Source organism: Streptomyces sp. NPDC097981 (assembly GCF_040302565.1).
GTDB lineage: Bacteria > Actinomycetota > Actinomycetes > Streptomycetales > Streptomycetaceae > Streptomyces.
Genome location: NZ_JBEORW010000056.1, coordinates 26,441 through 39,934, shown reverse-complemented (window position 1 = coordinate 39,934; position 13,494 = coordinate 26,441). Strand labels below are relative to the sequence as shown.

The 13,494-nt window shown below is 73.9% G+C and carries 12 protein-coding genes and 1 pseudogene; 5 read left to right on the top strand and 8 right to left on the bottom strand.

All coding sequences use genetic code 11. The features are described 5' to 3' along the window. Both ABTY04_RS35425 and ABTY04_RS35420 read left to right on the top strand, forming a co-directional pair. Window positions 1-1,441 (top strand): serine hydrolase domain-containing protein (locus ABTY04_RS35425; RefSeq protein WP_352217559.1); only part of this gene is annotated, 1,441 nt, incomplete at its 5' end. Between the two features lie 80 nt (window positions 1,442-1,521). After that, a pseudogene (locus ABTY04_RS35420) lies at window positions 1,522-1,630 on the top strand (GNAT family N-acetyltransferase); the annotation flags it as partial. Between the two features lie 95 nt (window positions 1,631-1,725). Here ABTY04_RS35420 and ABTY04_RS35415 read toward each other — a convergent pair. After that, entirely contained in the window at window positions 1,726-3,312 is a 1,587-nt protein-coding gene (locus ABTY04_RS35415) for a lipase family protein (protein ID WP_352217558.1), read from the bottom strand. A 187-nt stretch (window positions 3,313-3,499) separates the two neighbouring features. After that, complete coding sequence (locus ABTY04_RS35410; RefSeq protein WP_352217557.1) at window positions 3,500-4,135, bottom strand: TetR/AcrR family transcriptional regulator; 636 nt, start codon at window positions 4,133-4,135, stop codon at window positions 3,500-3,502. Between the two features lie 82 nt (window positions 4,136-4,217). Here ABTY04_RS35410 and ABTY04_RS35405 point away from each other — a divergent pair, with 82 nt between their 5' ends. Next, window positions 4,218-5,375: an FAD-dependent monooxygenase gene (locus ABTY04_RS35405; protein ID WP_352217556.1), complete on the top strand. Its 1,158-nt coding sequence runs from the start codon at window positions 4,218-4,220 to the stop codon at window positions 5,373-5,375. Between the two features lie 32 nt (window positions 5,376-5,407). On the opposite strand, the gene ABTY04_RS41275 is transcribed toward ABTY04_RS35405, so the two are convergent. The 3 genes from ABTY04_RS41275 to ABTY04_RS35390 are packed head-to-tail and all read right to left on the bottom strand — an operon-like array spanning window position 5,408 to window position 6,960. Beyond that, window positions 5,408-5,587: a VOC family protein gene (locus ABTY04_RS41275; RefSeq protein ID WP_502996782.1), complete on the bottom strand. Its 180-nt coding sequence runs from the start codon at window positions 5,585-5,587 to the stop codon at window positions 5,408-5,410. Then, complete coding sequence (locus tag ABTY04_RS35395) at window positions 5,584-6,282, bottom strand: alpha/beta fold hydrolase (protein WP_352217555.1); 699 nt, start codon at window positions 6,280-6,282, stop codon at window positions 5,584-5,586. Before ABTY04_RS35395 ends, ABTY04_RS41275 begins: the two co-directional genes overlap by 4 nt. 57 nt (window positions 6,283-6,339) lie before the next feature. Further along, entirely contained in the window at window positions 6,340-6,960 is a 621-nt protein-coding gene (locus tag ABTY04_RS35390; protein ID WP_352217554.1) for a TetR/AcrR family transcriptional regulator, read from the bottom strand. A gap of 78 nt (window positions 6,961-7,038) precedes the next feature. On the opposite strand from ABTY04_RS35390, the gene ABTY04_RS35385 reads away from it, so the two are divergent. Both ABTY04_RS35385 and ABTY04_RS35380 read left to right on the top strand, forming a co-directional pair. Then, complete coding sequence (locus tag ABTY04_RS35385) at window positions 7,039-8,232, top strand: FAD-dependent monooxygenase (RefSeq protein WP_352217553.1); 1,194 nt, start codon at window positions 7,039-7,041, stop codon at window positions 8,230-8,232. A gap of 86 nt (window positions 8,233-8,318) precedes the next feature. Continuing rightward, the gene (locus tag ABTY04_RS35380) at window positions 8,319-8,777 is read left to right on the top strand and encodes a nitroreductase family deazaflavin-dependent oxidoreductase (RefSeq protein ID WP_352217552.1); all 459 of its coding nucleotides are present in this window, start codon (window positions 8,319-8,321) and stop codon (window positions 8,775-8,777) included. A 6-nt stretch (window positions 8,778-8,783) separates the two neighbouring features. On the opposite strand, the gene ABTY04_RS35375 is transcribed toward ABTY04_RS35380, so the two are convergent. The 3 genes from ABTY04_RS35375 to ABTY04_RS35365 are packed head-to-tail and all read right to left on the bottom strand — an operon-like array spanning window position 8,784 to window position 13,432. Further along, on the bottom strand, window positions 8,784-10,361 hold the full coding sequence (locus tag ABTY04_RS35375; RefSeq protein WP_352217551.1) for a phytoene desaturase family protein: 1,578 nt from the start codon (window positions 10,359-10,361) through the stop codon (window positions 8,784-8,786). After that, window positions 10,358-12,433: a serine/threonine-protein kinase gene (locus tag ABTY04_RS35370; protein ID WP_352217550.1), complete on the bottom strand. Its 2,076-nt coding sequence runs from the start codon at window positions 12,431-12,433 to the stop codon at window positions 10,358-10,360. Before ABTY04_RS35370 ends, ABTY04_RS35375 begins: the two co-directional genes overlap by 4 nt. 33 nt (window positions 12,434-12,466) lie before the next feature. After that, window positions 12,467-13,432 carry an oxygenase MpaB family protein gene (locus ABTY04_RS35365; protein WP_352217549.1) on the bottom strand — a complete coding sequence of 322 codons (966 nt, stop codon included), beginning with the start codon at window positions 13,430-13,432 and terminating at the stop codon, window positions 12,467-12,469. Window positions 13,433-13,494: the final 62 nt, after the last annotated feature.

Here is a 13,494-nt window from a genome sequence, read left to right as displayed (position 1 = left end):
CGACCGGGTCCGGGAGTTCCCGGCGGCAGAGCGCATCCCGATGGCCGAGGACACCGTCTTCGACCTGGCCTCGCTGACCAAGCTGTTCACCTCGCTCCTGGCGGTGCAGCAGATGGAGCGCGGACAGTTGGAGCTGGAGGCTCCGGTGCACCGGTACCTGCCCGAGTTCACCGGCGGCGGCAAGGAGCTGATCACGGTCCGCCAGCTGCTCACGCACACCTCGGGGCTGCGCTCCTGGGCGCCCTTCTACCAGCAGTCCACCCGCGAGGGCCAGTTGAGGATGCTGTGGTCCGTGCGCCCGCAGGAGACCCCGGGGTCGGTGTACCGGTACTCGGATCTGAACCTCATAGCGCTCCAGCTGCTCCTGGAACGGATCACCGGTCACACTCTGGATCTCCTGCTCCAAGACGAGATCACCGCTCCGCTCGGGATGCACCGCACCCGTTACAACCCGCCGCTCTCCTGGCGCCGCGTCACCGCCGCCACCGAGGTGCAGCGGCCCCCCTGGTCCGGGCTGGACCGCGGACTGGTCTGGGGCGAGGTCCACGACGAGAACGCGTACGCCCTCGGCGGCGTCGCAGGCCACGCCGGCGTCTTCGGCACGGCCTGGGACCTGGCCGTCCTGGCCCGCACGCTGCTCGACGGCGGGGTGTACGCCGGCAAGCGCATCCTGCGCCCCGCCTCCGTGGAGCTGCTCTTCACCGACTTCAACACCGCCTTCCCCGGCGACGACCACGGCCTCGGCTTCGAGCTCTACCAGCACTGGTACATGGGAGCCATGGCCACCCCGCACTCCGCCGGCCACACCGGCTTCACCGGCACCTCCCTGGTCCTGGACCCCTCCACCGACTCCTTCCTGATCCTGCTCGGCAACTCCGTCCACCCCGTACGCACCTGGCGGGCCGGCAGCGCACCGCGGGTCGCCGTCGGCAACCGCTTCGCCCGCGCCGTCCCGGTCCGTACGACGCACGGCGGCCCGGCCTGGTACTCCGGCATGGAGACCGGCGGGTCCGGCACCCTCACCCTGCCGCCGCTGACCCCGGCCACCGCCGCCGCCCGGCTGCGCTGCGCCGTGTGGTGGGACACCGTGCCCGGCGAGGGCGCCTTCCACGTGGAGGCCTCGGCCGACGGGGAGACCTGGGAACCGCTTCCGTTCAGCACCGTGCGCTCGACGGGCGGCGCCCCCGAGCAGTGGCCGCAGGGCAGCGCCGGCGGCTGGTCCGGCCGCATCTGGCACCGCCTGGAGGCCCCCCTCCCCGCCTGGGCCGGCCGGACGGTGCGCCTGCGCTTCCGCCACACCGCCACCGGCCGCTACGTCGGGCGCGGCGTGTACGTGGACGTCGTACGGGTGTCGGAACCCGGCCGGCTCCTCTTCGCCGAGGACCGCCCGGCCGACGCTGCCGCCATCCACCCCCTCGGCTGGACCCGCTCGGCCGACTAGCGCGCCACGCCGCGACCGGGTTCAGCCGCACAGGCGTCCCGCTGGCCGCGGACGCCTCCTTCGTGGGCGTGTCGATGCACACGGTCGTCGCCCACGTCCACCCCGACCAGGAGGCCCGCCGCCGTCGCCGCCGCGGCCGGACTCACTCCCACCGGCCAGCGGCACGACGGAGAGATCAGATGGCAGCGGGCCATGTTCCGGCCTGCGACGCCGTCGGCCGGGAGCGGGAAGCGCGACGGGCCGGCCGACGGGACTCCGGAGAGCCCCGGCCGGCCTGCCGAAGATCAGTCCTCGTAGGTGAATTCGTCGACCGGGCTGGTGGGCGACGTGGCCACGCCGACCGTCACGGTGACGTCCACCGTCTTGGATTCGTCCGCGTTCGCCTCGTCGAGCAGCCGGAGGGGTGCCTTCGCGGTGATGACGGTCGAGGACTCGACGGTGACGTCGTGCGCGAGGTGGTCCTTGAACCGCACGGCCGCGCCCGAGGCGAAGCCCGAGCCTCTGATGGTGACCTTCTTGAAGGCCGTCCCGTGATTCGGGGTGACGCTGCTGACCACGACGGGCTCGGGCCCGCCGTAGGCGAACTGCCCCAGCGGGACGGCGGGCGACGTGCCGAGCCGGTTGGTGACGCGGACATCGACGATGCCGACCCCGTCGGGCACGATCGCCACGATCCACTCGCCGGACAGGTCGATGGCGAACTCGGTGCACGGGATCGGGCCGAAGTCGACGACGCTGTCCGGGGTGAATCCCGTGCCGCTGATGGTGACCTTCGCGCCGCCCTGCCCGGCAGTGGAACTCAAGCCGGACACCCTCGGCCCGGGAGTGACCCGGGGCGCGCCCAGCAGGTACAGGTAGGAGAAGTTGGAGTGCTGGAACGCGACCTGGGCCATGAAGTCGCTGGTGGTCTTGTTGATGTAGAACGTGTCGTACCAGTCGTACGACGGGTTCCACAGGACGGGGTCCTCGGCGTCGGGCTGGACGTAGACGTTGTCCTTCTTGAGCAGGTCGATCTCCGTCAGGAGGAGCTTCACCTCGTCGTTCGCCACCGGGCCCTTGGCGGGTGGGTACCACTTCCCGGCGTCGAGCAGATCGGACCAGGCCAGCGGGACCACGTCGTACGCGTTGACGTGGCGCTCGTGCGGGGTCCACTGCAGGGCGTCGACGTAGTCGGCGAAGCTCTGGAGGCCGGCGGTGGGAGCGGCGAAGGTGACGAGGGCGAACTGCGGCTTGTTCGGCGTCCAGGTCTGGGCCTGAAGGTACGTGGCCAGCATGGTGGCGATGCAGCCGCCCAGGCTGTGGCCGGTCACGAAGACCGTCGGCCGAGGCGTGGACGGCACGGCCGCGAGGAGGATGGCGAGTGCCCGGCTGAGTGTCGCGTCCACCGGGATGGCGGCCTCCGGCCGGCCGGACCCGTCGGCCTGTTCCTGCCCGGCGGGCGCCCCTGTGATACCGCGCGCCGTCGCGACCTGCGTGAACGCGGCCATGGCGCCGGCCGAGACGGCGATGTCCGTCGATCCGCCGGCCGTGAACGGCACCACCGTGCCGACGTCGAGGTCCTCCATCGTGTCCGTCGGATTGGAGACGGTGCCGCGGACGGCCACGACGATCTGGTTCGAGCCGTCGGAGTTCCAGGCGATGTAGGCGAGGTTCGCGTTGTCCGGGCTGAGGGCCAGCCACTTCAGCTGCCATGTGCCACCCGTGGCGAGCATGGGGTCCTGTAGTTGTGCGGTGATCCCGGATCTGGCGCGCAGGGCCTGCTCCTCCCGGGTTTCACCCGACGGACGCGGGACCGCCGCCGTGGCGGCGATCGCGGCGAGGGTCATGGCGATCTGGGCGGTGTTCGGGGCCTGCTCGGCGGACGTGGCCATGCGCGCTCCTTGCGTGTCAGCGGAGCGGAGCGGGCCCGGCGGCCCGCCGGGTGCGGTTTCAGGGAGAGCTCGGCACCCGCAGCGTGCCGCGGCCGGTGTGCACCACCCCTGCGATCGTGCTGGTCGCCCTCATCCTCTTTCGCGGTGCGGCAGCCCGGGGTTTTCCGGCCCGGCGGAGCGGCGGATTTCAGGCTCCTGGCCCAGCAGCGGGCCCCCGCCGACGGTCCGGGGCCCGGGTCCCATCGGCGGCCGTGCGCCCCGGCCCCTGGCGCAGGGCGGCGGCGACCAGGCCTTCGATGGCCTCGCGAGGGACTTCGCCGCCGCTCACGAGCCGGTCGAAGACCAGTCCGTCGATGCAGGTCAGCAGGGTGTGGCTGCGGCTCTCGACGTCCGTCACACCGTGCCCGGCGAGGAAGTGCCGGACGGTGTCGCGGCCGGCGTTCTCGCGGGGTACGAGGATCTCGCGCAGCTCGGGGTCGCGCACGCTCTCGACGGCGCAGGCGTAGCGGGCGAGCGAGCGGCCCCGGCCCTCTCCGGTGAGCCGCCGCCGGGTGAGCAGCTCGATGCCGTCCACCAGTTCCGCGGCGGTGCGGGGAGGCGGGAGCCGTTCGCCCATCGTGTGGAGTTCCGCCTGGTCGAGTTGGACGAGGCGGGTGACGAGTCCGGTGAGCAGCGCGGCCCGGGTGCGGTAGTACGCCGACGTGGTGCCGGGTGGGACGGCCGCTTTGCGGTCGACCGCGCGGTGGGTCAGGCCGCGGATCCCCTCTTCGGCGAGTACGCCGAGAGCCGCATCCGCGAGGAGGGTGCGCCGTTCCGTAGCCATGGCTCCTTTCTACACCTGTAGTGCCTCGGATAGGGTCAGCCCGAGCATCCTTCTACAGGTGTAGAAAGACTGGGGGTTCGACGTGGGCAGCACGGCAGTGGTCGTCGGCGGGGGCATCGGCGGTCTGGCCGCCGCGATCGGCATGCGCCGCATCGGCTGGGAGGTGACGGTCGTCGAGCGCGCGCCCGTACTGGAGGACGCGGGGGCGGGCATCTCCCTCGCCGCGAACGGCCTGCGGGCGCTGGACGAGCTCGGCGTGGGCGGGCTCGTGCGGGAGGCCTCGCGGGGTCAGTACGGCGGCGGCACCCGCACCCCGGGCGGCCGCTGGCTGACCCGGATGGACGGCGCGGCGCTGGAGAGGGCGGTGGGCACGCCGATCATGGGCATCCCTCGCTCCACCCTGCACAGCCTGCTCCGCGCGTCCCTGCCCGCCGGAACGCTGCTGACCGGCTCGGAGGCCCGCTCGGTCCGGCAGACCGGCCCCGGGACGGCCCGGGTCGACTGCGGCGACACGGTCCTGGACGCCGATCTGGTGGTGGCGGCCGACGGCATCGGCAGCCGGGTGCGCAGCCGTCTCTTCCCGGCCCACCCCGGCCCGGTCCACAGCGGCTCGGCGGTGCTGCGCGCCATCACCGAGCACCCGGTCGAGCTGCGCACCGACTTCGAGCTGACCTGGGGGCGGGGCGCCGAGTTCGGGCACATCGCCTTCCGGGACGGGCGGGCCGAGTGGCACGCCGTCCTCGGCCTGCCCGCCGGGACACGGTTCGCCGACCCGCTCGCCGAGCTGCGCCGCCGATTCCGCACCTGGCACGACCCGATCCCCGAGCTGCTGGACGCGACCCGGCCCGACGCCGTGCTGCAGCACGCCGTCAACGAACTGCGCGCACCGCTCCCCTCGTTCACGGCCGGCCGGATCGCGCTGCTCGGCGACGCGGCACACGCGATGACCCCCAACCTCGGGCAGGGCGCCTGCCAGGCCCTGGAGGACGCGGTCACCCTGGCCGCCGCGCTCGCCGTCGGACCCACCGTCGAGGCCGCGCTCGCCCGGTACGACGCCGAGCGCCGGCCTCGCAGTCAGGCCGTCGCGCGGGCCGCCCGGCAGGCCGGGCGGATGGGCCACCAGCTGTCCCATCCGCTGGCCGTCGCCCTGCGCAACACGGCGATGCGGCTGACGCCCTCCCGCGCCGCGATGCGCATGATCCTCCGTCACCACGACTGGGTGCCGCCCCGGCTGGGCTGACCCGGCATGAGCGGTACCGGCCTCGCCCCCCGTCAGGCGGGAGGCGCCGGCGGGAGGGGCGTCCCGCCGGGTCCGCGTGGACGCGCCGGTCGCCGGTGTCCGGCCGGCCGGCCGTCGAGGAGGTTGGCACCGCAGGCGATGACCTGTTCGTGGGCCCGGTCCCGGTCCGGTACGCCGAAGTCCAGGTGGAACTGCTGAGGGTGGGCGGTCACCGCCCCATCGCGTCGAGGAGGATCCGCGCCAGTTCGTCCGGCCGGGAGAACATCGGCCAGTGGCCTGTGTCCATGAGGACCAGCCGCCACTGCCCGCCGGCCAGCAGCTCGGCCACGTCGTCGCTCGGCTCGGCACCGTCGAGCAGGCACTTGATGTACGTCGCCGGAAGTTCGCCGAGCGGCCGGGCCAGCACGGCCGGGTCGGCCAGGGAGGCGCCCGGGTGCGGCGTCGAGCCGCTCACGATCCGGGCGATCTGCTCCTCGGTGAGGCCCTGGCCGTCGTATTCGGCGGCGGTCAGCGGCGCCCAGGAGCCGCCGTTTTCGGCAAGGGCGGCTTCCAGCTTCGCCGGGCCCTGCCACCACGTGGAGACGAACGACTCCCCATCGGCCGGAACGTTGGCATCGACGAAGACCACGCGGGCCAGCCGTTCGCCGATCCGCTCGGCGGCCTGACCGACCGGGATGCCCGAGTAGCTGTGCCCGACCAGTACCACATCGTGCAGATCGAGGCGCTCGACCTCGTCGACGATGTCCCGGACGTGAGTCTGCCGCCCGGCGGGCACGGCCCGTTTGCCGGCGAGGCCGGACAGCGTCAACGAGTGGACGCCGTGGCCGGCCTCACGCAGCGCGGGCACCACCTCGTCCCACGCCCATGATCCGAGCCACGCGCCTGCCACCAGTACATAGTTCGACATGGCCGCACCGTAGCGGAGGGGACTGACAACGCCCGGCAAGCACTGTCGATGCGCACCCTAGGCGGTGGAGCTCCCGGAGTCCCGGGAAAGGACCGCGTCGAGCATCCGGCGGACGACGGAGGTCAGTTCGGCCCGGTCCGGGGCCGGGCGGGAGCGGGCGAGGGCGCCTACGAGGCGGTCGTAGAGGAGTCCGTCGGTCCAGGCGACCAGCAGCTCGGCGGACTCGGCGGGCCGCTCCGCACCCAGCGCCGCGAGGATCCCGGCGGCGCGGGCCCGGGCGCCCTGCCCCGCCCGGTGGAACTCCGGCTCCAGCTCCGGGTTGCGCGCGGCCTCCAGGCTCAGCTCGAAGCGGGCCAGCTGGCGCACCCGCCCGGTGGTCAGCCACTGGTACAGCACCTCGGCGAGCGCCACCGCAGCCGCCTCCCGGTCGACCGGCACCGCCGGCACCGCCGAAGCACGGGCCCCGGCGCCTCCGACGTCCCCGAGGTTCAGTTCGGCCAGCCGCTGATAGCAGGCCCCGATCAGCGCCGTCCTCGTGCGGAAGTAGTACGAGGTACTGCCGGCCGGCAGCCGCGCCGCGCCGTCGACGGCCCTGTGGGTCAGGCCCCGCAGGCCGGCGGCGGCCACGAGGTCGATCGCCGTGTCCGCGATCAGAGTTCTGCGGTCGGTTGTGGACATGACGTCACTCTACAGCTGTAGAGTGACGAGCAAGCCTCTACACATGTAGAGGATGGCTGGCGAACGGGAGGGCACGTCATGTCTCAGCGGCATGCGGTCGTGGCAGGAGCGGGAATCGGCGGGCTCACGGCGGCGGTGGCCCTGCACCGCCGCGGCTGGCGGGTCACCGTCTGCGAGCGGTCAACGCAGCCGTCCGCCACCGGCGCCGGAATCGTCCTCGCCCCCAATGCCCTGCGCGCCTTCGACGCCATCGGCTTCGACGCCGGCCTCGCCGCCGGTCGCGCCGTCCCGGCCGCCATGGGCCTGCGCCGCACCGACGGCCGCTGGCTGAACCGCGCCGACGCGTCCGCGCTGGCGGTCCGGTACGGCCGCCCCCTGCTCGCCGTGTACCGCCCGACGCTGGCCGACGGCCTCGCCGACGCGCTCCCGGACACCGCGATCCATTACGGGGCACGCGTCACCGGCGTCGACGACGCCCACGGCACCCCCGTGGTCCGCACCTCGGCCGGCGACCTCACCGCCGACCTCGTCATCGCCGCCGACGGCATCCACAGTCCGCTGCGCCGCGCGTACTTCCCGGGCCACCCCGGCCTGCGCTACAGCGGGGAGACCGCCTGGCGCACCGTCCTGCCGAGCGCCGGCCCGCACGAGCACCCCGCACCCGCCGAGACCTGGGGCCGCGGCGAGCGGTTCGGCATCGTCCCGCTCTCCGACGGCCGCCTGTACGTGTACGCCACCGCCGTCGTCCCCGAGGGACACCGCCCGACGGACGCCCGCGCCGAACTCCTGCGCCGCCACGGCTCCTGGCACGACCCGATCCCCGCACTGCTGGAGCGGATCGATCCGGCCGCCCTCCTCCAGCACGACCTGTACGACCTGGCCGCGCCGCTCCCTCGTTACCACTGCGGTCGGCTCGCCTGGCTCGGCGACGCCGCGCACGCCATGACCCCCAACCTCGGCCAGGGCGGCTGCCAGGCCGTCGAGGACGCCGTCGTCCTCGCGCACCTGCTGGACGCGACCGACGCAGCAGGCGTACCCGCCGCCCTGGCCGCCTACAGTGCGGCCCGGTGCGCCCGGACCGACGCCATACGGATCCGCGCCCGCCGTGCGGGCCGCCTCGCCGCGCTCACCCACCCCCTCGCCGTGGCCGCCCGCGACCTCGCCGTCCGCGCCACCCCGGTCGGCGCCACCCTGCGCGCCCTGGACGACCTGTTCGACGGCTTCAGCCTCCCGGCGACCACGCCCGCGTCCGCACCGCGGCCGACGGCATAAAACCGTGCCATACACCGTTGGCATTCGTTGAGTTCCGTTGACTGTTCAACCCGCACGCAGCTCGACAGGAAAGCAGGTACAGGCACATGCCGACCAAGGACATCGACTGGGACCACCCGAAGGACCCCCAGCCGGGCTGGCAGCTCGACCACGTCAAGCAGTACGTCGCATCGAACGGGGCCGAGGGCCATCACTGGAACGGCACCCAGACCCTGCTGCTCACCACCGTGGGCCGGGTTTCGGGCAACGCCGTGCGGACCCCGCTCATCTACGGCGAGGCCCACGGCCGTTACTTCGTCGTCGCGTCCAAGGGCGGCGCCCCCGAGCACCCGCTCTGGTACAGGAACCTGACGGCGCACCCCGAGGTCCGCATCCAGGTCGGCCCGAAGATCCTCCAGGGCACGGCCCGCACCGCGACCGCCGAGGAGCGCGCCGCGTACTGGCCCGTGATGGTGGAGCACTGGCCCGCCTACGACGAGTACCAGGGCAAGACGGACCGCGAGATCCCGATCGTCGTCATCGAGGCGGGCGAACCCGCCGCGTAGCGGCGGTCAGTGCCCCAGCACGGCCATCGCCGCATTGTGGCCGGGGACCCCGCTGACGCCGCCTCCGCGCACGGCGCCCGCGCCGCACAGCAGGACGTTGGCGTACGGGGTCCCCACACCCCAGCGGCCCGCCCCGCCTCCGTCCCCGTCGTCGGCGGCGTACGGCCAGGACAGGTCCCGGTGGAAGATGTGTCCGCCGGGCAACCGCAGTTCGCGCTCCAAGTCCAGCGGGGTCTTGGCCTCGATGCACGGCCGCCCGTCCGCGTCGAAGGCCAGGCAGTCGGTGATCGGCTCCGCCAGATGCGCGTCCAGCTGGGCGAGCGTGCCGGCCAGCAGCACCTCGCGCGCGCCCTGGTTGTCCTTCTCGAACAGCCGGGCCGGGGTATGCAGGCCGAAGAGGGTGAGGGTCTGGTACCCCTCTGCCACGAGTTCCGGCCCGAGGATCGAAGGGTCGGTCAGGGAGTGGCAGTAGATCTCCGAGGGCGGTACGGACGGCAGTTCCCCGGTGGCGGCCTCGGCGTAGGCCCGCGCCAGTTCCGCGTACCCCTCGGCGATGTGGAACGTGCCGCCGAAGGCCTCGCGCGGGTCCACCGAGGTGTCCCGCAGCCGCGGCAGCCGTCGCAGCAGCATGTTGACCTTGAGCTGGGCCCCCTCGGCCGCGGGCGCCGGCGCCGCCTCGCCGAGCAGGTCGGCCAGCGCCCGCGGTGAGGCGTTGACCAGCACCGTCCTCCCGACGACCCGCCCCTCGCCGGCCGCCGTACGGAAGGTCACCTCGGCCGGCGCCCGTCCGTCGGTCTCGATCCGGAGCACCTCGTGCCCGAGCGCGATCTCGGCCCCGGCCGCGCGGGCCGCCGCCGCCAGCGCGTCGGTGAGCGCGCCCATGCCGCCGACCGGGACGTCCCAGTCCCCGGTGCCGCCGCCGATGACGTGGTAGAGGAAGCAGCGGTTCTGCGCGAGCGCGGGGTCGTGGGCGTCCGCGAAGGTGCCGATCAGAGCGTCCGTGAGCACCACGCCCCGGACCAGGTCGTCGGCGAAGTGCTCCTCGACGGCCTGCCCGAGCGGCTCCTCGAACAGCATCCGCCAGGCCGCCTCGTCGGCGATGCGGGCCCGCAGCTCCGCCCGCGTGGGCAGCGGTTCGGTCAGCGTCGGGAACACCTTCTCGGCGAGCCGCCCGGTCCTCCCGTAGAAGGCGCGCCAGCTCTCGTACTCGCGCTCCGAGCCGGTCAGCCGGGCGAACGACTCCCGGGTGCGGGACTCTCCCCCGCCGACGAGGAGCCCGCCCGGCCGGCCGTCGCGTTCGACGGGGGTGTACGAGGAGACCGTGCGCTTGCAGACGGAGAAGTCCAGCCCGAGGTCGCGCACGATCTTCGCCGGGAGCAGCGAGACGAGGTACGAGTAGCGCGAGAGCCGGGCGTCGACGCCGGCGAAGGGCCGGGTGGAGATCGCGGCGCCGCCGGTGTTCCCGAGCCGTTCCAGGACCAGCACCGAACGGCCCGCCCGGGCCAGGTACGCGGCGGCGACCAGTCCGTTGTGCCCGCCGCCCACGATCACGTCGTCGTATACATCGTGCCCGAAGCTCGTCATGGCTCTTGGTAGCACACCTGGCCGAGCCGCTCCAGGCAGTGCGCCTCGTCGGCGTGGGCCGCCACCGTGTCGGGATGGTCGTCGCCGAGGGAGCGCTCGCGGATGCCCGAAAGTTCGCGGTAGACGGGCAGGGCCTCGTCCCAGCGGCCCAGCCGGCCGAGCCCGACGGCGAGTTCGCGGCGGCTGACGAGGGTGTCGGGGTGTTCGGCGCCGAGCGCCTTGGTCCGGGCGGCGGCCACCTGCCGGGATTCGGCCACCGCCTCCTCCCAGCGGTCGAGGCGGCCCAGGTTGACGCCGAGGACGTGCCGGGCGCGCAGGGTCTCCGGGTCCGCGGCGCCGTACGCGCGGGTGCGGTCGCGGATCAGGCCCCGGAACAGGTCCAGGGCCTGGGCGGCGTGCCCGGTCCGGCCGAGCGCGATGCCGACCTCGTAGCGGGCGGCGAGGGTGTCCGGATGGTCCCGGCCCAGCACCCGTTCCCGTACGGCGGCGACCTGGCGGAAGCCCTCCAGGGCCTCCTGCCAGCGGCCGAGGCGGCCCAGCGCGTACGCCGCCTCGTACCGGGTCAGCAGCGTGTCCGCGTGCTCGGCGCCCAGCACGGCCGCCCGGTCGGCGGCGACCTCGGCGGCGGTGCGGTGGGCCTCCGTGAACCGGCCCAGCGCCCCGAGGGCGCAGGCGAGGTTGTGGCGGCAGCGCAGCGTGTCGGGATGGAGCGGGCCCATGCTGCGCTCCCGGGCGACGAGCACCGCACGGTAGACGTCGTGGGCCTCGCGGTGGCGTCCGAGCCGGCCCAGTTCGTACGCCGCCTCCTGGCGCGCCGCGAGGGTGTCGGGGTGGTCGGCGCCGAGTGCCCGGGTGCGCCCCTCGGTGACGGCTTCGTACGCGGCCAAGGCCTCCTCGGGCCGGCCCGCGCGGCTGAGGGCGAACGCGCGGGTGTGGCCGGCGGCGAGGGCGTCGGGGCCGGTCCCGTTCAGGCCGGTCCCGTCGGAACCGAACGTGTACGGGACCCCGTACGGCGCGGTGAGCCGCGGGTCCTCGGCGGCGGCGGGGCGCAGGATCCGGTGCGAGCCGCCGGGGCGCACGGCGGTCCAGGAGCCGGTGAGCACGGCCCATTCGCCGCTGGCGGGGCGGGCGTCGATGCCCGCCTTGCGGCCGGCGGTCATCCCGCGGGCCCACGCGGGCAGCGGGGCCTGGGCGCCGGGCAGGCCGCCGGGGCCGACCCGGGCCTCGACGAGCCGCCGGTGCAGGTGGCGGGCATCGCCGGGGCGGTCCTCGGGGCGCTTGGCCAGCAGGTCCAGGACCGCCTGCTCGAAGTATTCGGGCAGCTCGGGGCGGTGCTCGCGGGGCGGTACGGGCACGTTGTCGCGGTGGCCGACCAGCACCGACCAGGAGTCGCCGAGGTCGAAGGGCGGGGCTCCGGTGGCGATCTCGTACAGGACGCAGCCGAGGGAGTAGAGGTCGCTGCGGTGGTCGACCTCGCCGCCCGCGATCTGTTCGGGCGACATGTAGTGCGGGGTGCCCATGGCCATGGCGCCGCCGGTGAGTTTGGCGGTGAAACCGATGTCGTGGGCGAGGCGGGCGATGCCGAAGTCGCAGATCTTCACCGTGCCGTCGGTGAGCCGCATGATGTTGGCGGGTTTCAGGTCGCGGTGGACGACGCCCTGGTCGTGGGTGTAGCCGAGGGCGGCGGCCAGCTGCTCCGCGATGTCGACGACCACGTCCACGGGCAGCGGGCGCGCCTCGTTGTCCTCCATGAGCTGGCTCAGGTTGCGGCCGTCGAGGAGCTCCATCACGAGGTAGAGGGGGCCGCCCGCGGCGCTCTCGTCGCCGAAGTCGTGGACGACGGTGACCCCGCGGTGCTGGAGGGAGGCCGCGACGCGCGCCTCGCGGCGGAAGCGTTCGCGCAGGACCTGGGTGAAGTGGTTGTCCTGCTCGGGGCCGAGCGGCTTGAGGCATTTCACGGCGACCTGCCGGCCGAGCGACTCGTCCCGGGCCCGCCACACCTCGCCCATGCCGCCGCGCCCGATCAGATCGAGCGACCGGTAACGGCCCTGGATCAGTCTGGACTCCGCCATGTCTTAAAGCCGCCCCCGTTGTCGTGCTACGTCCTACGCCCTCCCCGGCCGGTCCAGTATGGCCGCTGATGTACGCAGTGTGTACGCAGAGGGGCGGCTCCCGGGGCCCATCCGGCGCATCGCTTTCAAGATGTGACCTGGAGGCAGCTGCCACCGCAGACCTGCGGGAATGCTGCGCAGCAGGGTACCGGTGAGGCGCAGGCGCCGGGTGATGACGAGTGGTGGCGGCGCGGCCCGGCCGTACAGCCGGTGCGCGTAGCCGGGGAGGGAACCGTAGGCCAGAGCCGCGACGGGGCGCCACAGCAGGTTTCGGCCAGGGACGAGAAGGGCAGGGGCGGGCGGGCTGCGCAGGAAGTCGTCCACGGCGCGGGCGTCGGGACCGGCGGCGAGCTCGGGGCGCACCTCCTCGAAGTACGCGGCGAGGGCAGCGGTGTCGGCCGGCACCCGGGCCGGGTCGAGACCGACGAGGCGGGCGCCGACCCGGTTCTCGTCGACGTAGCGGTCGGCCTGGGCGGGGGTGAGGGGGACGCCGGAGCGGCGCAGGACGTGCAGGAAGCTGTCGATCTGCGCGCAGTGCACCCAGAGCAGCAGCTCGGGGTCGTCGACGGGGAACCGCTCGCCGGTGGCGGGGTCGGTGGCGGACAGCGTCCGGTGGATCCGGCGGACCCGGGCACCGGCGCGCTCGGCGGCTTCCGTGGTGCCGTACGTGAGGGTGCCGACGAAGTCGGCGGTCCGCAGCAGCCGGCCCCAGGCATCCGCGTGGAAGTCGCTGTTCTCCATGACCCCGCGGACCGCGCGCGGGTGCAGCGCCTGGAGGTAGAGCGCGCGGACTCCTGCGATCCACATCACCGGGTCGCCGTGGCACTGCCAGGTGACGGACGCGGGCCCGTAGAGTCCGGGGTCGGCGTCGGGCGGGGCCGGTACGGAGTCCGGCTCGGGCAGGGCCGGTACGGAGCCCGGCTCGGGCGGGGTCGGTACGGTCTCTCGGGTCGCGGTCATTCCCGTGCCTCCCGTGTCTGCGGTGACTCCCTTACGCCTCCCGTGCCCGCGCGTGCCGGGGT